The organism is Shewanella eurypsychrophilus, assembly GCF_007004545.3.
Lineage (GTDB): Bacteria > Pseudomonadota > Gammaproteobacteria > Enterobacterales > Shewanellaceae > Shewanella > Shewanella eurypsychrophilus.
Genome location: NZ_CP045503.2, coordinates 5,484,786 through 5,506,936, shown reverse-complemented (window position 1 = coordinate 5,506,936; position 22,151 = coordinate 5,484,786). Strand labels below are relative to the sequence as shown.

Genomic DNA, 22,151 nt, shown 5'->3' with positions numbered 1-22,151 from the left:
ACAATTGCCACACTTTTCCTAAAATAAAGCTCACAAGTTAGATGCTAACCTCTGATTTATTTGTGTCCAGAAACGACTTACCTGCTAGTCAAACCCCAATCGAAGAGATAAATAATCAGGTGTAAACGCGGCTGTGACCTTCCGTGACATGGATGTCACGGTAGAGCCCACAGGGATTGTGCTTGCGGCGTGTCACAGATAATGGAATGGACCCATCCCCTTTTAATCGGCCTCGCAATGGGCCACGATGTAGTTGCTAAAACTCATCAGAAAGAGGACGGGTCCACTATGAAGATTACTACAATTGGTTTAGATATCGCAAAGTCTGTTTTTCATTTTGTTGCAGTAAATCAGGCTGGCAAGCTAGTAAAAAAGAAGATGCTCAGGCGAAAAGATGTGATGTGCTTTGTTGCCAAGATAGAGCCATGCCTAATAGTCATGGAGGCCTGTGGTAGCGCAAACTATTGGGCTAGGGAGTTTCAAAAACTCGGGCACCAAGTGAAGTTAATCGCGCCACAATTTGTCATTCCCTATCGACAAGGGAATAAGAATGATTATAACGATGCCCTTGCCATTGCTGAGGCTGCCCAAAGGCCGAACATGCGCTTCGTACAACCAAAGCCTGTTGAACAGCAGGATGTACAGATGCTTCACCGAATGAGGCAGCGTTTAAACAAACAGTCTACAGCTTTAGTCAACCAAGTCAGAGGCATGCTGGCAGAATACGGCATCGTAATAGCGAAAAGCAAAGCGGCATTTAGAAAAGCGTTTCCTGACATTTTATCTGATGAAAACAATGAGCTGACAGTGAAAGGAAGATACATATTTCGTCAGTTGCATGACGAGTTTAGCGATATTGAGAAACGTCTAAAAAGCTGTGATATGCAGATAGTAGAAGAGAGAAATACAAACCCAGTTTGCCAGCGTATAGAGACATCGCCAGGTATAGGCCCTATCACCTCTACTGCTTTTTACGCAGCCGTAGGGGATGGAAAAGACTTCACCAATGGTAGGCACTTCTCAGCCTGGTGTGGCTTAGTGCCAAAGCAACATAGCAGTGGCGGTATTGATAACCTGCTAGGGATAAGTAAAAGAGGCAATGCCTATTTACGAACGTTATTTATACACGGCGCAAGAGCGGTCTTGCAGCACTGCGGAGGGAAGCAAGATAAGCTGAGCCGCTGGGCATACGCTTTGGCTGAAAGAAAGGGGTTCAATAAAGCTTGTGTTGCAGTAGCGAACAAGCTTGCAAGAATGACCTGGGCTATTGCTGCAAGGGAAGATGAATATAGGACATTTGCGTAGCAGTTAGCCCTACAGTAAGACGAACCGAGTTAGTGTAAAAACACACCAGCAAGTTGCTACGACACTTGATTTGATGATGAGACAGTCAGACTGCTCTACTTAAAACCTTACAAACACTTAGGCTCTATAAGAAGCCGTACAGATGATAAGGAAAGTAGAGGCAAATATCCATCAGGGCCAGAGGTTAACCTCATAAACAGGCCGAATATATGGGTGCAATGAACTCTTCTCAAAATTGATATCAAATGTCTTGCAAACGGGATGGGTCCATATAAGTGTTTGCACTTAAGCCCACGGCAGGTGATAGGTAAACATGAAGCTTTGGTACCAAACAAACTAACTAAATACCAAACCTGCCAATTGAACCAATAAAAGATATTTCAGCAACTTGTTATCCGACAAGTGAATGATAATCTGGTGCGCGCATTTTTTCCCACCAAAGGTCATCGGCGGTGATTTGGCCGAGTTCATCAATGGCGGGATAAGGAATATTCTTGCGTTTACAGGCTTTAGCGTAAATCGGATGGCCTTGTTCAAAGAGCTTTATCTGGCAATAGTCATTATCGAGTTTACGTTTGCCATACATGCCAGCTGCCTGCCTCTGTCTTTGGGCTTCGTACATGATGAGGGCCGATGCTACTGAAACATTGAGAGACTGCACCATGCCAATCATAGGGATAATGATATGTTGATCGGCAGCCGCTATGCCTTCGGCGCTGACACCATCACGTTCATTGCCTAAGATGATGGCGGTTGGACGGGTATAATCAATCTCTCTGAAATCGACGGCATCTTCGGAGAAGTTGGTGGCTAGAATTTGCATATTTTGAGTGCGAAACGCCTGCTGTGCCTCATCCATATGATAATGTTTGATGGTTTTTACCCACTGTTGGCTACCAGAGGCGGTATTGCCAGAGACACGCATCTCTATATCTGGCCAAACTGCGTGGATCTGATGAATACCTACGGCATCAGCGGTGCGGATAACTGCAGCGATATTATTGGTCTTATGAACCTTGTCTAAACATAGAGTAAGGTCAGGTTGACGGTTATCCAACATCTCATTGATACGTGCAAAGCGTTCTGGGCTCATGGGGATCTTCTTAAAAGATAAAAATACAAAAGGGCGCCGAAGCGCCCTGATAGATAAGTCATAGAGATTAAATCTCCATGACTCCATCCATTTCAACTAATGAGTCTTTCGGGAGTTGCTTAACACCGATGGCTGCACGAGCTGGATAGGGTTGAGTGAAGTAACGCTCCATGATCTCGTTGACCGTGGCAAAGTTACTCAGATCTGTCATGAAGATATTGAGTTTAACTATATCACTCAAAGAGCCGCCAGCAGCTTCACACACAGCAGTTAAGTTTTCAAAAACCTGAACAACCTGAGCGTCAAATTCATCACTTACCATCTGCATCGTTTCAGGGTTAAGTGGGATCTGACCCGAAAGGTATACAGTGCTACCCACTTTAACAGCCTGAGAATAGGTGCCGATCGCCTGTGGTGCTTTATCGGTTGCTATGATGATTTTTTCTGCCATAACGCTCTCTTTAATTAGTCTAGTTGGATAAGATGTTTATCGGTTACGAGACGTTCGTAGCACTTCGGGTAAGACCCTGATACGGCGCATCACGTTAGCAAGATGAATTCTGTCCTTGACCGCGATCCTCAGGTTGATCAGGAAGACTCTTCCGTCACGCTCTTCGGTACTCAAGTTATGAATATTGGCACCTTCACCGGCAACAATTGAGGTGATCTTGGCAAGTGCGCCTTGATGGTTAACTATTTCTACACGTAAGTTTGCTTGGAATTCAACGCCTTCAGCGTTATCCCACTGCACAGGAATATACTTATCTGGTTCGCCTTGATAACCACGTATATTGGCACAGCTTTCCATATGTACCACTAACCCTTTACCTGGGCTAACGTGCGCAATAACCGCATCACCCGGGATGGGGCGACAACAGTTGGCGAAGGTCACTAGCATTCCCTCGGCACCACGGATCGGCATCATATGGGAGTCGTTGTGCTCTAGAGTTTCAACCTTATCACCGAGTAAGCGCTGGGCAACCACTATGCTCATGGCATTACCAAGACCGATATCGGCGAGTAATTCCTCTAAAGTATCGTGCTTGGTATCATTAACGACCTTGTCAATTTGCTCTTGAGCAATTGAATCTAGCTTAGTTTCACCTAGGGCGTGATTGAGCAGACGCTTACCGAGAATAACAGCGTCACCTTCGGTTAAACTTTTGAGTAATTGTCTTATTTTAGCGCGAGCTTTACCTGTAACGACAAAGTTCAACCAGGCAGCATTAGGGCGTGCGCCTTTAGCTGTAATGATCTCGATAGTCTGGCCAGAGATCAATGGTTGACTCAGTGGGTAAGCTTGACGATTTACCCGTGCACCGACGCAGGTATTACCGACATCGGTATGAACTTCATAGGCGAAATCCACTGGTGTGGCGCCAACAGGAAGCTCAAGAATACGGCCTTCTGGGGTAAATACATAGATCTCTTCAGGGAAGAGCTCTGTCTTGAAGTTTTCCACAAACTCGAACGAGGTACTGGCGCTTTGCTGTAGTTCCAGCAAGCTTTGCATCCACTTACGGGCACGAACTTGTGTCGTCGTGCCTTGCTCTGCCGAGCTACCTTTCTTGTAAACCCAGTGGGCAGCGACCCCTTTATCAGCCATTTGATCCATATCTTCGGTACGGATCTGTATCTCTACAGGCACAGCATGAGGGCCAAATAGAGAGGTATGTAACGATTGATAGCCATTGGCTTTAGGGATAGCGATATAATCTTTGAATCGACCTGGACGCGGCTTGTATAAGCCATGCATGGCGCCCATGACGCGATAACAAGTATCGATAGAGTCAACAATGACGCGGAAGGCGTAGATATCCATCACTTCCTGAAATTGTAGCTCTTTACTCTGCATCTTATTATAGATGGAGTAGAGGTTCTTTTCGCGACCTTTGACAGTGCCTTTTAAGCCAGTATCTTCGAGTCGAGTATGCACCGCAGCTTCGATGCTCTGGATCAACTCTTTACGGTTGCCACGAGCGGCTTTTACCACCTCTTTTAATACGCGATAGCGCATTGGATAGTAAGCCTGAAAGCCTAATTCTTCTAGCTCACACTTGATATTATGAATACCGAGACGGTTGGCTATCGGGGCATAGATTTCTAGGGTTTCTCGGGCAATGCGGCGACGCTTATCGGGTCTTAATGCCCCTAAGGTACGCATATTGTGAGTGCGATCGGCTAATTTGATAAGAATAACTCGGATATCCTGAGTCATTGCCATCATCATCTTGCGAAAGTTTTCGGCCTGGGCTTCTTTCTTGTCGCGAAATTTGAGCTTATCGAGTTTGGAGACGCCTTCAACGAGTTCGGCGATAGATTCACTGAATAACTCAGCCAATTCACCTTTCGTTACCGGGGTGTCTTCAATGGTGTCGTGCAGGAGAGCGGCCATAAGCGTCTCATGATCGAGACGCATATCGGCCAGGATGCGGGCGACCGCAACCGGATGTGTGATATAGGGTTCACCACTTGTGCGCATTTGACCTTCATGGGCATCGCGCGCCACCTGATAGGCCTGCTTGAGTAATGCTACCTGATCAGGTTCTAAATAACTTGATGCAGACTCTTTGAGACCTTCAAACAGATACAAGTGGCTGTACTCCTTATATTACGTTGTTACGACCTTCGGCAATCGCAGCAACAGCAGCAATCTCTGCCGCTTCACGTTCACGAACAGTTTGGCGCTCATCGGCATCCAAAGTGTCAGCAGTAACTAAACCTAATTCGATTTCGCGCAGTGCGATAACCGTAGGCTTGTCGTTCTCTTCTTCAACCATAGGGTCTTTGCCCTGCACAGCGATTTGGCGAGCACGACGCGCTGCAACCAGGATCATATCAAAACGGTTGCCGATTTGGTTTACGGCGTCTTCTACAGTTACGCGAGCCATGTGTGAAACTCCAGTGTTAGGATGAAAAAATGACGCAAAATTGTACATGATGACAGCTAATCTGCCAACAGATCTTTAATCATATCATTTTGCGTATGAATTTGACCAGCACCAGTTAGGCGTTGGCTGCGAATAATTGCGACTAAATCGCTAGAAGCGGTATCAAAATCGTCATTAATGATGATGAAATCATATTCAGCATAATGAGAGATCTCTGAGGTGGCTTGGGCCATGCGGCCGGCGATGACTTCACTGCTGTCTTGACCACGACCCGTTAAACGTTTTTCTAACTCAGCTTTTGAAGGAGGTAAAATAAATATACCAATGGCTTCAGGCATGACTTTTTTTACCTGTTGGGCGCCTTGCCAATCAATATCGAGGAATACATCAATACCGTCTGTTAAGGTTTGCTCGATGACTTTACGTGAGGTGCCGTAGTAGTTGCCAAACACTTCAGCCCACTCAAAAAAAGCATTTTCGGCAATGAGTGCCTTAAATTCTTCTACTGTGACAAAGTGGTAATGCTGTCCGTTGACTTCGCCTGATCTGGGTTTGCGCGTGGTGTGTGACACGGAGACCTGTTTATCAGCGGGCTTGTCTTTAAGAAGTGCCGATATAAGAGAAGACTTACCTGCGCCACTTGGCGCCGATACGATAAATAGATTTCCGCGTGCGGTCATGAGCTAAGTATCCAAAATTTTAATGCTAAATGAGGCTCCCGAATACCGGGAAGCCGTATATTATACGCTCTACTCAAGCATAGGCGCTAGTGTCAGTTTAATCTTAAGTAGGATTTGGTTAATTCAGGTTGAGATCTGATACCGTACATTCAATCGCTAGTTTATTCATATGAAGCAAGATTAATGTTTTGTAAACTCGCTTTTTTCAAGCTGACACTGACTTTGATTGATAAATTAGTTAGTCTGTATGAAGCTAAGGCGGTCATTAAGGCTTGGCTCAGGTTTATGCTGTTTAATTCGAATCTTTGTAGGTGTTATTTCATGCAATATCAATCTCTTTTATGTATTCATGGTCGTGATAATGGGGCCAGGTTTGCTGTAATAAGTGCCTCTATTTATTTTGTTTTAATCTTTGGGTTTTTACTTATTGGCCAAACTAGCGTCATGCTCATTCTGGCTGGGCTATTATCTCCACTACTGGTGTTAACGACTTATCGAAGAGTGCGAGATGCTGCTCGTCCAATTTGGTACTCAGGGTTACCTCTTATTCCTCTATCTCTTTTTTCGATGGCATTAGCCTTTGGAAATAGCACACTATTATCTTCTGTCGCTTTCTTTTTTGCTTTAGCAGTAAATGCTTTTTTAGCAATGCTTGCATCTAAAAGTAAAGTGAGCAGATACCAAAATGGTTATGCTGGCCCGGCTGCAGTGGCAAAGAGTCATGCTAACCGGCGAAGAGTAGAGCCGACATTAGATGCCGATGGGTCTACTTCTTATCGGGAAGAGTCTGATACTGAATCGGAGCGAGGTAATGCCTCAGACAATCAGCAGGATTGGGAGAGTTCAGTTTCAATTAGGTCATTTTCAGCTTCTCTGCAGGGCTGGGCTGTGTGGGGTAAACAGCACCCCAAAATCTTATTAAGTGTTGCTGGGGGGCTATTAGCTATCACGCTCTTGAGTGGCCTTTGGAGCTTAGTCTCTAGTTCTGAGGAGGAGACTGTAGCGCTTACGACTCTAGCAGTAGAAGAGCCAGTACTCACCTCAGCTAGAGAAGAGGCTAAAATCCCTGACGGGTTTAGTGTTCTACTCGAGGGCAATATCTTGATTATGCGTTGGCTAGGAGAGACAAGAACGCCTGGTGAAATCTGGTCTCTGGCATCGGCTCAAGGTGATAGAAGTTGTACTAATCTGAGGTTTAATAACGGCACTGACTATCGAACTATATTAGTGGAATATATGCCTGATACCGCAATCGAAGCACGTTTTTCTCCATTAGATACTCAAGCCATTATCACTGATATTGCTCGTCGAGGGAGCGTCAAGTTATGTGGCTATGATTTCAGCTTGAAGGGAAGCCAGTCAGCGCTAGCGAGAAACGCTGCTTTTATCCCCTATTTATAGCTGGAAAAATTGTTTTGTCATTAGACTGCTCGGCTGATCCGTGTATCGGCCGAGATTATTTATAGAAGCTTTGTGAATGTTGAGTAATACCATCATAGAAAACCAAACCTCATTAGCTCAAACTCCGCGAACTTTAGCTCCGCTAACTTTAGTCATCATGGCCGCAGGGCTAGGTAGCCGGTTTGGTGGTGATAAGCAGTTAGCGAGTCTTGGCCCAAATGGTGAGACAATGCTTGAGTTGTCCATCATGTCAGCCTATCGAGCTGATTTTACTAAAGTGGTATTGGTAATAAGGCCGGAGCTGGAGACTGAACTTACCTCTTTGTTGGCTAAACGTATTAAGCCCCATGTCTCTGCAGATTTTGAATGTTGCTTTAGCTATCAAACGATGGATGATCTTCCTGAAGCTGCACGCGACTACCTTGTTGATTTTAGTCATAGGGCCAAACCCTGGGGAACTGCTCACGCACTTTGGAGTGCTCGTCACCAGGTCAAAGGGTTAATGGCCGTGATTAATGCTGATGACTACTATGGTGACTCTGCGTTTCCACTTCTTGCTCAAGGTTTAAGAGCATCTCCTAATGATTGGATGCTAGTGGCTTACCCATTGAGTTTAACTTTATCTGAGCATGGCGGAGTCAACCGTGGTGTTTGTTTGGTTGAGCAGGGAATATTAAAAGGCGTTGCAGAGTGGACAGATATTTACTCTGCCTCGAAAGGCATTTATGGTTGTTGTGAAGGTTCACATAAGCAATTGGAAGCTGAGACTCCTGTTTCTATGACCTGCTGGGGCTTTTCTGATGATATTTTTACTGTCATAGAATCTGAGTTAACTCGTTTTATTACTGAGCATGGATTAGAGCCTAAGTCTGAATGTTATCTCCCAACAGTGGTGCAGCAATATATTGGATTTGCAAATAATGATCCGCCGGCAGAGGCCATTCTCACGAAACAGATCCAGGTTAAAACGGCGCAAGAGCCTTGGTTTGGTGTAACCTACCCCCAGGATGTAGAGTGGGTAAAAGATAAACTCTGCAGAGTTTTAGCAAATAAGAGTGATGGAGTTATTGAGTGATCGATTTTGTTAGGCAGACTGTGCTGCCCTATTTTGGTATCAGGACCAATGATGCCAAAGTTTCCCCTCTGGGCAATGGCCATATCAACGATACTTTCCTTGTTCGTTGGGGTGATGGTGAACTTGTTCTGCAAGGGATCAATACTCAGGTATTTAAAACTCCGAATGCTTTGGTTGAAAATGCTCATAAAATTGCTAAGCATCTTTCAGGGAAGAGAGAGAGAGAGCTGTACGCATTACAGGTAGTTAAGCCTTTGAAGACTGACGAGGGGCAATTAGCTATCGATCTTGGAGAGCGGGGTTTTTGGAGGGCGATTAGCTATCTGCCTCATAGCCTTAGTATCGAGGTCGTGACTTGCGAAGATGAAGCCTTCTCTGCAGCAAAAGCCTTTGGTCATTTTTCTTCAGCATTGAGTGATCTTGATGCCACTCAGCTGGAAGATGTTATTCCTCAGTTTCACCATCTCCCTGGTAGGCTCGAGCAGTTACAGAGTGCAGTAGAGCAAGATGTTCATCAACGGAGTGCAGGGTGCCGTGAATGGATCTATTTTGCCTCATCACAGCAAGCTTTATTAAGCGAGCTGGCTGAGTTATCTCCTAAGTTACCTCTACGAATATGTCATAATGACACTAAAATCAATAATATGCTTTACGATAAGCGTGACATGAGCAGCCTAGCGATTATCGATCTTGATACCTGCATGAAGGGCCACCTCATGTATGATTTTGGCGATATGGTCAGAACCTTTACCTCACCCGAGGAGGAAGATTCAACAGCCTTAGACAATGTCCATGTGCGAGAATCTATTTTTGCTGCTATCTGTCGTGGTTATTTAAGTGAGCTAGGTACAGTACTGAGTGAAGATGAAAAGAATAGTCTCTGGCTAGGTGCTCGTGTGATCTGCTTGATGATTGGTGTCCGTTTTCTTACTGATCATCTTAATGGTGATGTGTATTTCAATATTCATCATGAAAACCATAATTTAGAGCGTGCGGCTAACCAATTTACTCTTTATAAGAGTCTGCTTGAGCAGGAAACTAAGTTAAAGGTTTATCTCAGCTAACCTCCTCCCAGTTCTATTGGATTTTACTTCAAGCTGGCCTAGACAGTGAGTTAATGATAGTCATTAGGGTGAAGCAATATGGCTTCACCGATGGGGTTATGGCTGCTTGGTTTATCTATCTGCTGCACTATAAAGTCATGCCTTAATGCAGGTTTGAGTAATTCTCTGAACATATCAATTTGATGATTTCTTTGATCGAGCCAAGCATCTAACGTTGCTGGCTCCTGTGGCAGTATAAGCGGGCTAGCTTTACTGTGATATGGGGCTAAGTCTGGATGTGGTGGGTTGGTTATGACTGAGCAAGAGACACTATGTTCCCCGGTTTTTGGATGGTGCCATTCTTTGAAAAGACCACCTAATATAATAGCCGAGTCCTGAGCGATAAAGTCGTAGTATTTGACGCCAGTTTCATGCTTCTCTGTTTCCCCAAAACCTTTTGCTAGGATGATGCATCTACTCTCTGAAGGGCTGATATCCAGCAGAACCTGGCTGATTCAATTTATCATACCGCGTGTTAAATGAGGTAAATCGACTCGGTGTGAAGCTGTCATAGGTCATATCTTGCAGTAACCACCAATTAGCCTGTTGTAACCTTCTGACCCCTAGTGTTTCACGAACAATATAGATCTCATCTGTAGGCTTCTTAAAGCGGCGATATTCCATATCATTGGGGTTGGCAACCGATAGCTTCAGCATTATAGAACGCATAAAGAGATCATCGATAAAATTGAGTCTACCGCACATATAATCACTTTTTAGTTCAATGAATAATTGATAATAGCGGCCTAGGTTGGGATATACCAAGCCTATTACGGTGGAACATATGGAAAAATATTAGGAGAGCTAGAAAAGAAGGTAAAAAATAGAGCCCAGAACCCCCGCAATACTCTCTCCGGCTATACAGCCTGCCGCAATAGCCAGCATAAATCTTTGTGACCACTTAGGTGCTATTAGGCGTAAGCCCCACGCTAAAATAGCACCAATAAATAGCATGATACTCACTTGGGCTGGTAATACAAAAGCGAGTCCCATTGCTGACATGCTAGGCAGGTAGCGATGCCACTTTTCTTTGATTAAGAGTGGTAAAATTTCATTAATCGTGGCTGCGATAATCCCGATAAACATGGCATATCGTGCCGATTGTGGTATTGCCTCTAAGCCTTCAGTTAACGCAATGGCTACTGACTTCCATATGGCAACACCTGGAGCTGGCCACTGCTCTGTCATCAACTGTGTCGCTGGGTTTGGTATGAGTAACATGAATATTGCAGCGCTGACTAAGCAGCCGGTCACTATGCCGCATGCTTGTGCGATAAACTGCTGTCTTGGTGAGGTGCCGAGTAGGTAGCCTGCTTTCAGGTCGTTTAGTAGATCGGTTGCCTGGCCTGCAGCGCCACCAGACACATTACCTGTCATCAAATTCGTAGAGATATTGCCTGGGCTAATAACCGCGAATGACAGTTGCGACATCTTACCTAGTGCGCCCATTGGTGGTATCCCTGTTTCACCGACAACTTGCGCGGCAACGACAGCAAATATAAAGGCCAAAGGAACGGCCAATATGGCGGCAAATAGGCTGATATCGAAAAAGTATATTTGCAGTGAAACGATTAACGGGGTGAGTAGTGCAAGAAAGGTATATTCCTGCCAGTGCCACTCAAGTGCAAGTCGTTTGTTCTTATTTGATCTAAGTAGAACAATGGCTGTACTGGTGATGGATGATGCTAGCATCAAGCTCACACCAGGCCAGAGTAGCCAGTCCACGAGATAGACAAACCAGCTAGCGTCTGTAGGGCCTGCCAGTTCCCAGCCTTGACCGAGAATGTAGGGGCCAAGTCCAATCCAGCCAATGATACAGCCAAGCATGATACTAAGCGCTGACCGTAGGCCTATAATACTGCCAAATGCTAGCAGCATATATGATGGTTCAAGTACAAATCCCAGATTTTTTGCGCTGATACTGGTGCCTGTTAATGCACCGTAACCAGGAATTGAAAAGCCCAATGATAGCTTCATCGATCCCGGAAAAATAATACGGTGAGAAAGGGCGACTGCCGCCGCAATAAATAGGGCCCTGATTTTTTTCTTCGCTTCTTGGCCATTATCAAATATATCTCTTATCACCTCTGCAGTGGCTATTCCTGCTGGAAAGGGCAATCGTGGATTGTTAACCATTGCAGGTCTGAGCGCTGAAGCCACACAGATCCCCAATAAGCTGATTGCTATCATCCAGATGACCATAGGCCAGTATTCGAATGGGCTACCTGTAATAATTAGATAGGCGGGAATCGGAGCAACTAGGCCTGCTGCCATGGTACTGCAGGCTGCTGATGTCGCAGTTTGTTGAATATTACTCTCGGTCACGGACCACTTTTTAGTGTTAAATAGTGAGTGAGCCCCATGCCAAAAGATAAATCCAAGCAGGGCGGCTAGAACCGAAAGGTTTAATGTCCAGCCCACCTTGAGTCCCATATAGATGTTGCACACCGTCAAAATTGAGCCGAAAAACATCCCAGAGATAATCGCTCTGATGGAAAGTGAAGTGTGATTCATTGTGTTTGGAACTGAAGTTGGCATGTGTCTATTATCTGGTTATACCACTAGAAAACAGGGAGTGTTATCGCAGAATCTATCTCAATATTTTGCTAATAATAGCTTAAATAGAACCAATGTCCTAGTTTGTGAGCCCTAGCTCAAAATACGTGGGCAGGTGTCTATATGCTTTGTAACTGATATAAGTAGTGAGTCCATCTCTGAATGTAAAGAGTCGTCAGGCTCCCTACTGAAGTCGTGCTGTTTTTTCTATATGTGATCGAGTCAGGGTTTACACGTTGGTTAATATTTTGATTGCCTGATATTCTTAGGTTACAAAAGGAAGGTTTATTTGAACTTTCGGTTATTTATTCACTAAAATTAATCGCTATAGAGTGCACTATTATTTTAATTTCTTTTTAAAATAGACTCTCGTTAGTCATCTGTTTAAGGTTTGGGATTTTTATGGCTATGGGCAAAGCAACACGTGAAGCACTATTACTGGATATCGCTAAAGAGCTCATTTTAGAAGATGGTGCCATGTCTTTTAAGTTTGTTGAGATAGCAAAGCGTGCAGGCGTATCCAGGGCTACGCTATATAATCACTTCTCAGGAAAAGAAGATGTAGTGGTGAGCCTATTTGTTCGTGATGCGGGTCAAACTCGACAGATGCTACTCGATATTCAGGCCGATGAAACCCTTAATGATAGAGAGAAGTTAGTCTTGAGTCTGTTGGCACCAGTTGCAGGCTCTATGGAAACTCAAAATCGTTCAGGTACCACATTACTCAGTGCCAACCCTGGCATTTTCATGTTTGCCAGTGAAGCGCAACAAGCAAGGCTAGAGCTGATTGTGACTCAAATTCGTGGCATTGTTTTAGAGTTCTGGATAGCACCGTTTAAGCAAGGCCATATCGAGGTAACTCAAGATGAGATGGAAGAGGTAATGGCTTCTGTTTTCCCCTATCAAAGAGGCTGTGTCATCATTCCGCAAAACGTGATGACGGCAGGTAAGCATATTAACTATACCTTGCGAAAAGTATTTGAAAACTTACTGAAATTGACAGAGGCATTAAATTGGTGTGAAGAGCATGCTAGTGTCGATTATGAAAAGACGTTAATAGCCATTGGAAGACATAAGAAAGCGGGCATGATAGCGTGCTAGTTGCCTACTTTGTGGGGCTGACTCAACTGGGGAGTGAGGTCGTGGGCGCACTCCTACAGCCTTCTTAACAGCATAAACCAAGATATTCTGTACGTTATCTCTGTTACTCGCCACCCTACCGATTTAACATTGGAGTCTCAGAGGCCCTACTACCCCCATAGGTTCAGCTCTTTCACTATGATGTCATTGGATTCAACTAACACATCTAGATAATCCTTAAGTAATAATCCCCAGCCTAAGTAGAAGTCAGTTTTAGCGTGTTCGATTGTTAGTTCAGCCACTCGATATGCCCAGGGAGCTAAATGCTCGGCTACGATAACTTTTAGCTCTAAGCTCTTCTCTTCCTGCAGGGTAAACTCCACTAGTTGTAGAACTAGTGATATGTGATCGGTAGGCTGGTTGTCACCATCGATTGTGCTGAGTGCTATGCCGAGTGAATCGATGCGTTTTTGTAGTCTCTGGGTACTTGGCCCACACAGTAAGTTATCTTCACTCAGGTAGTATGAACCCCATAATGGTACCTTCATTTTACCTGGACCAATAAACAACTGATTGAAATCTAATAGTAGTGCTGGCAATTGCTCACTGGTGTATTGAGTGATGTAATTACTCACCAATGCAACACCTTCGCTGCGGGTCTTGCTCTCTGTCAATAGAGGGTAACACTCGTTAAAGTCATGCTCTTTATAGACCTCAAGAGTTTCATCGCTCGGGTCATGGTACATATTGGCAGCTAAGGTAGGGGTAATTTCAGCTAGTGCTTTATTCATATTAACTCCGAAACAAAAAGAAAGGCGACCAGAAGGCCGCCTTAATGATATACCTACTTGTCTAAGCTAGGCTCATATTGGTAGAACTCGAGTCCAGAAGTCGGACCAAGGTTACACCAAGTTGACGTACCGAAGTACAGCTTGTCATCGATATCGACGACGTTACGGATACCGTTAGAACATTCGTTGCCGAAACCGCTAGTGGTAAGCTTACGTGCAGAACCGTCAGCTTCGATCATCAGTAGATCGCCACCTGGAACAAACTCTTCAGCTAGGCCGTTAGCATCCATTTCAGTTTTAGCGTAATCGTACATCCACATGGCTGGGTTGTTAGCCATTTGGTTCTTCCATTCAGGGTTCTGGAATACGATACCGTCGAATAACATGTACTCACCGGCATATGCATCGAACAGTAGGTCATGTAGACCAGAGAATGCATCGAAGAATCCCCAGAATAACTTGCCATCTTTTGCAATTGAGGTCCAAGAGTACACGTTACCAGGGTTACCCATACCAGCTTCACCATGGATAGGCTTCTGGCCTAGTTTGTTAGGTGTAGCCTTCCAGCCGTTACCATCGTTAACCTGCATAGTCTCGTAACCGTAAAGTAGCTCTACCTTAGAGGTGTCGCCAGCGCTTACAGCATCGATATTTTTAAGGTCTATACGGAAGATTGAAGTGGCGCGCCACTCGTTAATCATAAATTCTTTATGACCAGCTTCTTTATTCGCATCAATAACAGAGTAATCGTGTGGATCAAGACCTGTTAGCTCAGTGAATAGCTCTGGGTCTGCCTTAGCGAAGTGCTTATAAGCAGCATCTGTACCTTGGTGGTAAGTACCGAAGTACATGAAACCGTCGTTAATCGCACTCGTACCCCATTTAGCTCCCCAGCGACCTTTAGTATCAGGATCGTATTGATCCATACCGAATACTTCACGGAAGGTTAGTTGCTCTGTTTTACTGTAACCAGCAGCAGGGATAGGATCTGAGATTAGGATTACTGACTCTTTGTACTTATCATTACGCTTGCCTTCCTTGTAAACGAAAGGATGTGCCGAGGCTGACATGATAAGACGCTCAGTATCATCGCTATGGGTGAATTGACGCCAGTCACCGATCATACCGTACTGTACGCCACCCGGAGTTGTATCATCATCCAGTTGAGTCGAGACAACATCCCAGCCAACAGTAGTTAATGGATCAAGATCCATACCGTAACCCGAATCAGCGTTACCGCCTGCGAAAGGCTTCTCTTGGGTACCCACCCAACGAAGTAGCTGAGTCGGGCCGCTACCATCTTGAGTCATACCAGTTTCTGCACCTACGATAGTGTAGAAACCAGTCGTGCCATCAGCATGCTCTAAAGTACGGAAGCGACGTGTGGTATCACCGACGATATCACGGTAACCGACGAACGAACGTTCTTTAGCATTGAATACGAATAGACGTAGACGACCTTTATCTTCAGTTGTTTTCCAGTGACCTGCAACAAACACGAGATCACCGACAGTTCCTGCAGCGCGGAAGCCATAGGTATTGTTAATAGGTTCGAACGCTTCAGTAAACTGAGGACCGCCTGATGTTAGCATGCCTTCATGAATCACTTCCTTTGCGCCAGTGCGGAAGTTGTAGATGAAGATCTGTGATGGAGTACCTGTAGTGCCTGGAACTGAACAGCCTGTTGTCTCACTCTCGTAAGTGGTCAATTCAATTGGCATACCTATGTTCTGGTATGGCCATACACACCAACCATTCGAGATAGTACCCATCCATAACTCTTCGCCATTGACTGCTGAATCATAAACAGTGGTTCCCCAAGGGTACGAAGCATTACGCATCTCTTGGTATCCTGCAGGCATAGTATTTTCCCAGTCACGTAGCGGGTCATACTCGTTGCTAGGGCTAGTGGCACTGTAGAACGCGCCATCGATGATAGTACGAGCAGCATGTACGAACGGGCCATCTACTACTGGAGGCACAACCGGATCTGTTGGGTCAGTAGGATCTGTCGGATCCGTTGGGGTCGTTGGGCATTGCTCTGGAGCAGAAACCGTATCGCCATTTTCACAGACATATATGGTTTCTGAATCATCGTCAGAACAACCGGTTACCATAGTACCTGCTAGCAAGATGGCTACCAGAGAAAGTTTAGTATTCATGTTATACCTCATTTGGATTTACTACTGAGCCGGCGCCTGAACCTACAGGTTGACCGTCAGGGTGTACTCTAAGAATTAAGTTTGGTTTGGTGATGCTTGCTGATGGCAACGGGGCAATTTCTGCCGTATCGCCATACTTAGCACGTAGCTCATCGATAGGACCGAAGTCCAATGCTCGATGAATACAGCTATCAACACACATTGGCTGTTTGCCAGCGTTAAGCCTGTCGATACAACCGTCACATTTAGTCATCTTGCCTCGGGCTTCATCAAGCTGAGGGGCGTCATAAGGGCACGCCTGTGCGCAAGATGAGCAACCGATACAGATGTCGTCATGAACCATGACCAAGCCATCTTCAGGGCGCTTATGCATAGCGCCTGTCGGACAGGCCTTGGTACAAGCTGGGATGTCACAATGGTTACAAGAGATTGACGTGTAGTAGGCAAATACGGATTGGGAAAACACGCCATTGCCATTATCCGTACAGCTGCCACCTGCGTATTCATATACGCGGCGGAAGTTACGCCCTACATTCAAGTCATTCTTATCTTTACAGGAGACCATACAGGCCTTACAGCCCGAACAGATTTCTGTATCAACATAGAATCCTAATTGCATATCTTTCTCCTATGCCGAGTAAACTCTGACTCGGTTAGTATTAGAGCGGAATGACTTAGCAACCGGGCTAGGCTTACTATCGGTCAAGGTATTGGCACAACCACCAACATCGATGTCACCTTTCATACGGCGCCATTGACCTTGAGGCATAGCGACGACACCTGGGACGATACGAGGAGTGACGCGAACGGTTATTTCTAGCTTGCCTCTACGGCTTTCTACGATGACCTTTTGGCCATTGATAACGCCGATCGCACCTGCATCTACTGGGTTTAGCCAGAGGTGATGCTCTAGCACTTCATTGAGCCAAGGTGTGCTGGCGTGAATGCTGTGGGCACTGTGTTTACCGTGGTAGTTAATGCACTGGAACGGGTACTCAGAAGCGGTAGCATCTTCATAGGACTCGTCGCAAGCAAAGTACACTGGCAGTGGATTGATCTCGTCGGTACCTTCGGCTTGGCTCTGTTTACTTTCAAAATACTGAGAGTAAATCTCGACCTTGCCGCTAGGAGTTCCTAGGGGGTTGTTCACTGGATCAGTAACGAAGTCGCGAAGTTTGCCTACGTTAGGGTGCTCTCCAGCTGGGCGGCGCTGAGGACCGAAGCTGACGAACTCCTCAAAGGTGTCACCTTGGATCCATGAATTGCTTTTCTTAAATTCAGCGAACACCTTGCGGACTTGATCTAAGTAGGTCATGCCACCATTGGTGAACTTGCTACCTATGCCTAACTCATTGGCGATCATGTGGCAGATATCGTATGCAGGTTTGCATTCGAACATAGGATCAATAGCAGGTGTGATTCCATAGGCGTACATGAGTGAACCGCAGTCCATCTTGTTGTAGCTTTGGATCACATCGTACATCTCAAGCCAGCTCACTTCCGGCAAGATAATATCTGCATATTTGGCCGATGCTGTCATATGCTGCTCAACGACAACCACAAAATCCACTAAGCTTTCGTCGTTAAGTAGACGATCGGCACGGTTGATATCGCCATTCTGGTTAGCCAACATATTAGAGGATGCTAGCCACAAGAAACGTACGTTAGTCTCTAACGGAGTATCAGCATCCATCAAGCTTTTATCAGAGTAACGAACGTCATGGGTGCTTGGCTTCATCTGAGTGCCGAACTCTATGGCATCTAAGTGAGAAGCTGCAGGGATCGTAACGTCCATGATTTTCATGTTCATCAGATCTTTGAGCGAATCTGCCGGCATCATGGCGTAATGGGATAAACCATCATTACCAGGCGTACCGCCATGGTTAGTTCCTGCGCCACTGATCTTACCGACGAGTATCGGTAGCATCATCACTGCTCGTGCGTTGTTTTCACCGTTACCTTGACGTTGAGGTCCGAAGCCCTGCGTCACGAAAGGAGCCGATGCAGTACCTATAGCTTGTGCAATCTCACGAATCTTCTCTGCAGGAATACCGCAGATGCTTTCAGCACGTTCCGGAGTCCTAGCGATACCATCAGTTACGCCAGTGATATACTCCTCGTACTTATCATATCCATAGGTGTATTGTTCAAGAAATGGGATATTCGCGTATCCATCCTCTATCAATACGTAGGCAATCGCTTCGCATAATGCAGCGTCAGTACCTGGACGGATAGGTACCCATTCATCGGTAGCGGTGACTGCAGTATCGGTAAAGCGTGGATCGATATAGTATGTCTTGAAGTTGTTCTTCTTCTTAACATTCAAATACTCATAACCAGAACCTGCACCACCTAAGCGTGCTTCCATTGGGTTATACCCAAAACACACCATTAGGTCGCTGTTTTCTAGACTACGTAGGCTAGAGCCTGTGTTCCAAAAACCGACGGTATCGCCATCGTTAGAGGCTAGATATCCGTACATACCAGCAGAACCTTCACGGTACTGAGATGCTGAGTAATCGTTATGGAAGAATAAACAACCGCCTGCCATATTTAGTAGACGTACACTAGATTGCGTCACACCTGTATTTAGATCGTGAGAGCCGCCACCTAGAGGCATGAATATGGCGTTTTTACCGTATTCAGCGTATGTTTTTTGCATAGCAGCGGCGACACTAGAGACAGCTTCTTCCCAGCTAATACGAACGAACTCATCGGAGCCTCGGCGTCCTACGCGCTTCATTGGGTACTTGAGACGATCGTGGTTGTAGACCTTCTGACGCATAGAGCGGCCACGAGGGCAGGGGCGAATTTCGTGATCGAAACTATCCCAATCGTCGGTAGCCTTACCTTCAGTTTCAATGCGCGTGATCACGCCATCTTTACTGTGGACCTTAAGTGGACATGCTTGCCAACAGTTAGTGGCACATGAGCCCCATGTAACACCTTCTCCAACTGGAGGGAGTACTGGTTCACTCGGAGTCGGCAGAGGATCGCTGGCACTGCTGCTTTCACAGCCAGTAACAGTTGCAACCGCAGCCGCCGCTGCAGAGAACTTTAGAAACGTGCGACGTTCCATAATTATTACCTCAGTTTATGACCTTGCGGCCCTTACAGCTTTATTGTGAAAAATGCACCGATCTTGTGGTCGGTGTAATTTTGATTAAGGTCTTCAATACTATTGATGGCTTCAATCGGTTGGTTGGCGTAGTTCGTGTCGTAGTTACGTTCATAGCTGTAAGTAAAACGGGTCGAGATACGCGCATTGATGCGGTAATCCATATGGATTTCAGCAAGGTGTTGGTACTGGTAGTAGTCACCCATTTCGGTGCTATCTACCGCAGTGTCACTGCCCGAAAATGAGAAGGTGTAGGAGGTGCCGAGTGCCATATCTTCATTGATTTGGTACTTATTCAGCCCAAAACCAAAGTAGGTGAACTCATCGCTTACTGTGGTGTTGTGTATCTCTAGGCTGTCGATGGTCTGAGTACCGGCATAGGCATTCAGGGTCATCTGCTTACTGATAAGGTAGTAACCGTCGAGGTTGACTGACATCTCATCAGACTCTTGCAGCGCCGAGCTGTTTGAGTACTCATCACTGGCTAAAACCACTTTCAGGTTGGCGCCGTAGTTGTTTTGGCTATAGCCAAGACCCAGTTGTGTGCTGACACGGTCGCGGTCGGCTAAGTAGTACTTTTGAAAGATATCGTCGCCGATACGGTACTGTGAGCCAGTGCGTTCGCTGCTGGTGAACTTAACGTGGGTGCTAAGTTGCTGGTAGCGGTAGTCGACACGGCCAAAGATTTCACTCTCTTGAGTCTCTTCACGGTCTGAGTCTGAGCGAACACGGTCGTTTTGCTCGAAACCAGCGCTGAACTTAGTGCTGCCTAAACGGTAGCTGGCGTCGACGCCGTAACGTGTCTTGCTGCTATCGATTGGGGTGTTGATGGCTTCGAAAAACTCATAAGAGCCACTGACATTATCGCGGTCACTGTAGCTGTAAAAACCTGCGACCTTGATGCCTGCAAAGCGAGAGCTAATGCGGGCACTGTAGTCGAGCGTTTCGACTTCACCGTCGAAGTTTGAGATAGGCACTAAGGAGTTTTCTTGCTCGATAGGACCATCTTGTATCATCTTGCCCGAAGCAGCGCTGACACTTAGGCGCGTCTTGCCATAGTTCAGGCCGGCTTTAACACTGGCTTGCTGAGCGCTGTTATCGGCATCGATACCGGCGTTATCAGTAAAGTCAGAGTTAACGGCTGCAAGACCGACATTCCAAAAGTCACCATGGAGTTGTACACCGGCGTTCATCACTTGGGTGGTGTGGTCGATGGTCTCTAGGAAGTTAGTCGGTTTTGGGTCAACGACTGAACTAATACGCTGACCCTGCTTGTCTTCCGAGCTTGCTTTCACAAAGGCGGTAACGAGCTGAGTCTGATACTTGGCCGCGGCCGATAACTGCTGACGCTCGGCGCCGATGTCGTTATCGTCGAGGTTCCAGCGGTTAACATAAGCCAGCTCCAGGGCGAAATCGCCTAGGTTGGCTGCCGCTTTTAGATGACCATTGTCAGCGCCTGCATTTTTAGCATCGATAGTGTAGTTTTCACCACGAATATCGGCATTGGCGCCGTATTGGCTGTCTAAGTGAGTGCGCTGCTCGGTCATCAGACCGACAGTGTTGCTGTGCTCGGGAGCGACACAACGCTTACAGGCATAGTCATTATTAATATTTTGCGGTACAGCGAAGTTTGCTGCGGTAGCATTGGCTGAGAGAACAGCGAGTGCTACTAAAGTAAGTTTAGCGTTCATCATCGACTCCTATTTCTCAAACAAGTGGCCAGAAGGGTGGTTCGAGCCATGTATCTTGCTGTGACAGTTCATGCAAGATTGCCCTTGAGTGAAGCCATTTAAGCTGTTGTGCACATCACCTGGGTGACCGGCTTGGTTGTGACAACTCTGACAAAGCTGAGGTGCACGACTGTTAAGCAGGTTGTCGTTGACCGAGCCATGTGGGTTGTGACAGGTGGTGCAATCTTCAGTGACAGGCGAGTGCTCCCAAAGTGCAGGTCCACGCTTCTCGGCATGACAGCTGTAACAGGTGTCATTAATAGATAGCGGCGCTTCTTCATGTGGGTTGTGGCAATCGCTGCAGGTTAAGGTGCCTAAGTGAGTCGAGCGCTTAAACTGGGCCGAGTCTTGCTGGCTGTGACAGTTTGCACATTGAGCTTGTGGCTGCTCGGCAACTAACTCAGCTTGGTGAATGTTGTGACAATCACTACAGGCTTGGTCATGGAAGGGAGTGTGCTCTTGGCTGTGGCAAGACTCACAGACGCTGTTGCGACCTTCGACAGAGAACTCATCCCCGAAAGTGAGCATGGGTTCGTTGTTACCTTTGTGCTTACCTTGTGGTCCATGACAGGCTTCACATTGAAGTCCAGCCATTGGGCCCTTGTCGGTATTGCCGTGTGGCGTATTGAAAATAGCCATAACGGATGGTGATTTTTTGTGGCACATCAGACAGGTGTCAGCACCTTTCTTAGAGTAGTTAGCCTCCGTGAATTTATTAACCAGTTGCTGCTCCAAAGGAGTAGCGGTGTCATTTGCCAGTGCGCTTGGCACTGAGAGGACTGTAGCGGCGATAAACGCAGTTAGCAGGCCGATTTTTTGTAAGATTCTCATCACTTCTCTCACACTCGTAGTTTCTAAAGGAAACGATATTAATGTTTTCGTACTTATTTTTAGGTAATTATATAGACACATGTACAAACAAGTGTGTGATATTGATCTGTATTGATGAAAATGACCTGAATTTGATGATGCCGTTGTGATCTGGGTGCTATTTGTTGAGCTTTGCGTGACAAGGCTCGCCTACGCAAGTTTGAGCCAACCTCACAAACTCACCAAGCCAGATATAGCTCCTGTCACATCTAACTTAATAATTTAGATCTGGATATAAGTTTAACCGCTCGGGTTGATTGCTGTCTTGACAGCTGTCTAATTGGTGGGTAATCTGA

18 protein-coding genes and 1 pseudogene are annotated in these 22,151 nt (G+C 46.0%); 5 read left to right on the top strand and 14 right to left on the bottom strand.

Going from position 1 to position 22,151, the window contains the following annotated elements:
* The first annotated feature begins 288 nt into the window (after window positions 1–288).
* A complete protein-coding gene (locus FM038_RS23600; protein WP_142871492.1) occupies window positions 289–1,305 on the top strand; it encodes an IS110 family RNA-guided transposase in 1,017 nt (338 codons plus the stop codon).
* A gap of 391 nt (window positions 1,306–1,696) precedes the next feature.
* Here FM038_RS23600 and trmH read toward each other — a convergent pair whose 3' ends face one another.
* The 5 genes from trmH to gmk all read right to left on the bottom strand — a co-directional run bounded on the left by trmH (window position 1,697) and on the right by gmk (window position 5,969).
* Window positions 1,697–2,398 carry a tRNA (guanosine(18)-2'-O)-methyltransferase TrmH gene (trmH, locus tag FM038_RS23595; RefSeq protein ID WP_142873528.1) on the bottom strand — a complete coding sequence of 234 codons (702 nt, stop codon included), beginning with the start codon at window positions 2,396–2,398 and terminating at the stop codon, window positions 1,697–1,699.
* Between the two features lie 67 nt (window positions 2,399–2,465).
* Complete coding sequence (locus FM038_RS23590) at window positions 2,466–2,849, bottom strand: RidA family protein (protein ID WP_142873529.1); 384 nt, start codon at window positions 2,847–2,849, stop codon at window positions 2,466–2,468.
* Window positions 2,850–2,885: 36 nt separating this feature from the next.
* Window positions 2,886–4,991 carry a bifunctional GTP diphosphokinase/guanosine-3',5'-bis pyrophosphate 3'-pyrophosphohydrolase gene (gene spoT / locus FM038_RS23585; protein ID WP_142873530.1) on the bottom strand — a complete coding sequence of 702 codons (2,106 nt, stop codon included), beginning with the start codon at window positions 4,989–4,991 and terminating at the stop codon, window positions 2,886–2,888.
* Between the two features lie 13 nt (window positions 4,992–5,004).
* The gene (gene rpoZ / locus FM038_RS23580) at window positions 5,005–5,289 is read right to left on the bottom strand and encodes a DNA-directed RNA polymerase subunit omega (protein ID WP_012004474.1); all 285 of its coding nucleotides are present in this window, start codon (window positions 5,287–5,289) and stop codon (window positions 5,005–5,007) included.
* A 56-nt stretch (window positions 5,290–5,345) separates the two neighbouring features.
* On the bottom strand, window positions 5,346–5,969 hold the full coding sequence (gene gmk / locus FM038_RS23575) for a guanylate kinase (RefSeq protein WP_142873531.1): 624 nt from the start codon (window positions 5,967–5,969) through the stop codon (window positions 5,346–5,348).
* 321 nt (window positions 5,970–6,290) lie between these two features.
* Here gmk and FM038_RS23570 point away from each other — a divergent pair, with 321 nt between their 5' ends.
* The 3 genes from FM038_RS23570 to FM038_RS23560 all read left to right on the top strand — a co-directional run bounded on the left by FM038_RS23570 (window position 6,291) and on the right by FM038_RS23560 (window position 9,509).
* Entirely contained in the window at window positions 6,291–7,370 is a 1,080-nt protein-coding gene (locus FM038_RS23570) for a DUF805 domain-containing protein (RefSeq protein WP_142873532.1), read from the top strand.
* A 157-nt stretch (window positions 7,371–7,527) separates the two neighbouring features.
* Window positions 7,528–8,445 carry an NTP transferase domain-containing protein gene (locus tag FM038_RS23565; RefSeq protein ID WP_223293114.1) on the top strand — a complete coding sequence of 306 codons (918 nt, stop codon included), beginning with the start codon at window positions 7,528–7,530 and terminating at the stop codon, window positions 8,443–8,445.
* Complete coding sequence (locus FM038_RS23560; protein WP_185965808.1) at window positions 8,442–9,509, top strand: phosphotransferase enzyme family protein; 1,068 nt, start codon at window positions 8,442–8,444, stop codon at window positions 9,507–9,509. Before FM038_RS23565 ends, FM038_RS23560 begins: the two co-directional genes overlap by 4 nt.
* Before the next feature lie 173 nt (window positions 9,510–9,682).
* On the opposite strand, the pseudogene FM038_RS25395 reads toward FM038_RS23560, so the two are convergent.
* The 3 genes and pseudogenes from FM038_RS25395 to FM038_RS23550 form a co-directional block, all read right to left on the bottom strand.
* Window positions 9,683–9,955 (bottom strand): annotated as a pseudogene (locus FM038_RS25395) (SOS response-associated peptidase family protein); the annotation flags it as partial.
* A gap of 7 nt (window positions 9,956–9,962) precedes the next feature.
* Window positions 9,963–10,217, bottom strand: coding sequence for a hypothetical protein (locus tag FM038_RS25390; protein WP_336512788.1), 255 nt, complete (start codon window positions 10,215–10,217; stop codon window positions 9,963–9,965).
* Window positions 10,218–10,352: 135 nt separating this feature from the next.
* Complete coding sequence (locus tag FM038_RS23550) at window positions 10,353–12,086, bottom strand: OPT family oligopeptide transporter (RefSeq protein WP_142873534.1); 1,734 nt, start codon at window positions 12,084–12,086, stop codon at window positions 10,353–10,355.
* Between the two features lie 426 nt (window positions 12,087–12,512).
* On the opposite strand from FM038_RS23550, the gene FM038_RS23545 reads away from it, so the two are divergent.
* Window positions 12,513–13,205: a TetR/AcrR family transcriptional regulator gene (locus FM038_RS23545; RefSeq protein ID WP_142873535.1), complete on the top strand. Its 693-nt coding sequence runs from the start codon at window positions 12,513–12,515 to the stop codon at window positions 13,203–13,205.
* A 149-nt stretch (window positions 13,206–13,354) separates the two neighbouring features.
* Here the strand turns inward: FM038_RS23545 and FM038_RS23540 are convergent, their stop codons facing one another.
* From FM038_RS23540 to FM038_RS23515, 6 genes are read right to left on the bottom strand one after another with little or no spacing between them, the layout of a single operon-like run.
* Window positions 13,355–13,975 (bottom strand): TorD/DmsD family molecular chaperone, encoded by a 621-nt coding sequence (locus tag FM038_RS23540; protein ID WP_142873536.1) that lies wholly within the window; start codon window positions 13,973–13,975, stop codon window positions 13,355–13,357.
* Between the two features lie 53 nt (window positions 13,976–14,028).
* On the bottom strand, window positions 14,029–16,137 hold the full coding sequence (locus FM038_RS23535) for a hypothetical protein (RefSeq protein WP_142873537.1): 2,109 nt from the start codon (window positions 16,135–16,137) through the stop codon (window positions 14,029–14,031).
* 1 nt (window position 16,138) lies between these two features.
* Window positions 16,139–16,756, bottom strand: coding sequence for a DMSO/selenate family reductase complex B subunit (locus FM038_RS23530; RefSeq protein WP_142873538.1), 618 nt, complete (start codon window positions 16,754–16,756; stop codon window positions 16,139–16,141).
* Window positions 16,757–16,765: 9 nt separating this feature from the next.
* Window positions 16,766–19,216 carry a molybdopterin-dependent oxidoreductase gene (locus FM038_RS23525; RefSeq protein WP_142873539.1) on the bottom strand — a complete coding sequence of 817 codons (2,451 nt, stop codon included), beginning with the start codon at window positions 19,214–19,216 and terminating at the stop codon, window positions 16,766–16,768.
* 32 nt (window positions 19,217–19,248) lie between these two features.
* Window positions 19,249–20,946, bottom strand: a complete 1,698-nt coding sequence (locus tag FM038_RS23520) for an MtrB/PioB family outer membrane beta-barrel protein (RefSeq protein WP_142873540.1) — start codon at window positions 20,944–20,946, stop codon at window positions 19,249–19,251.
* A gap of 9 nt (window positions 20,947–20,955) precedes the next feature.
* Window positions 20,956–21,816, bottom strand: a complete 861-nt coding sequence (locus FM038_RS23515) for a DmsE family decaheme c-type cytochrome (RefSeq protein ID WP_142873541.1) — start codon at window positions 21,814–21,816, stop codon at window positions 20,956–20,958.
* Between the last annotated feature and the right edge of the window lie 335 nt (window positions 21,817–22,151).

What these genes read in the sequence shown, in the direction of transcription:
- FM038_RS23540 (WP_142873536.1), bottom strand. Translation starts at nt 13,975, where the DNA reads ATGAATAAAGCACTAGCTGAAATTACCCCTACCTTAGCTGCCAATATG.
- FM038_RS23525 (WP_142873539.1), bottom strand. Translation starts at nt 19,216, where the DNA reads ATGGAACGTCGCACGTTTCTAAAGTTCTCTGCAGCGGCGGCTGCGGTT.
- FM038_RS23515 (WP_142873541.1), bottom strand. Translation starts at nt 21,816, where the DNA reads ATGAGAATCTTACAAAAAATCGGCCTGCTAACTGCGTTTATCGCCGCT.
- FM038_RS23590 (WP_142873529.1), bottom strand. Translation starts at nt 2,849, where the DNA reads ATGGCAGAAAAAATCATCATAGCAACCGATAAAGCACCACAGGCGATC.
- FM038_RS23520 (WP_142873540.1), bottom strand. Translation starts at nt 20,946, where the DNA reads ATGAACGCTAAACTTACTTTAGTAGCACTCGCTGTTCTCTCAGCCAAT.
- FM038_RS23550 (WP_142873534.1), bottom strand. Translation starts at nt 12,086, where the DNA reads ATGCCAACTTCAGTTCCAAACACAATGAATCACACTTCACTTTCCATC.
- FM038_RS25390 (WP_336512788.1), bottom strand. Translation starts at nt 10,217, where the DNA reads ATGCGTTCTATAATGCTGAAGCTATCGGTTGCCAACCCCAATGATATG.
- FM038_RS23530 (WP_142873538.1), bottom strand. Translation starts at nt 16,756, where the DNA reads ATGCAATTAGGATTCTATGTTGATACAGAAATCTGTTCGGGCTGTAAG.
- rpoZ (WP_012004474.1), bottom strand. Translation starts at nt 5,289, where the DNA reads ATGGCTCGCGTAACTGTAGAAGACGCCGTAAACCAAATCGGCAACCGT.
- FM038_RS23570 (WP_142873532.1), top strand. Translation starts at nt 6,291, where the DNA reads ATGCAATATCAATCTCTTTTATGTATTCATGGTCGTGATAATGGGGCC.
- gmk (WP_142873531.1), bottom strand. Translation starts at nt 5,969, where the DNA reads ATGACCGCACGCGGAAATCTATTTATCGTATCGGCGCCAAGTGGCGCA.
- trmH (WP_142873528.1), bottom strand. Translation starts at nt 2,398, where the DNA reads ATGAGCCCAGAACGCTTTGCACGTATCAATGAGATGTTGGATAACCGT.
- FM038_RS23545 (WP_142873535.1), top strand. Translation starts at nt 12,513, where the DNA reads ATGGGCAAAGCAACACGTGAAGCACTATTACTGGATATCGCTAAAGAG.
- FM038_RS23535 (WP_142873537.1), bottom strand. Translation starts at nt 16,137, where the DNA reads ATGAATACTAAACTTTCTCTGGTAGCCATCTTGCTAGCAGGTACTATG.
- FM038_RS23600 (WP_142871492.1), top strand. Translation starts at nt 289, where the DNA reads ATGAAGATTACTACAATTGGTTTAGATATCGCAAAGTCTGTTTTTCAT.
- FM038_RS23565 (WP_223293114.1), top strand. Translation starts at nt 7,528, where the DNA reads ATGGCCGCAGGGCTAGGTAGCCGGTTTGGTGGTGATAAGCAGTTAGCG.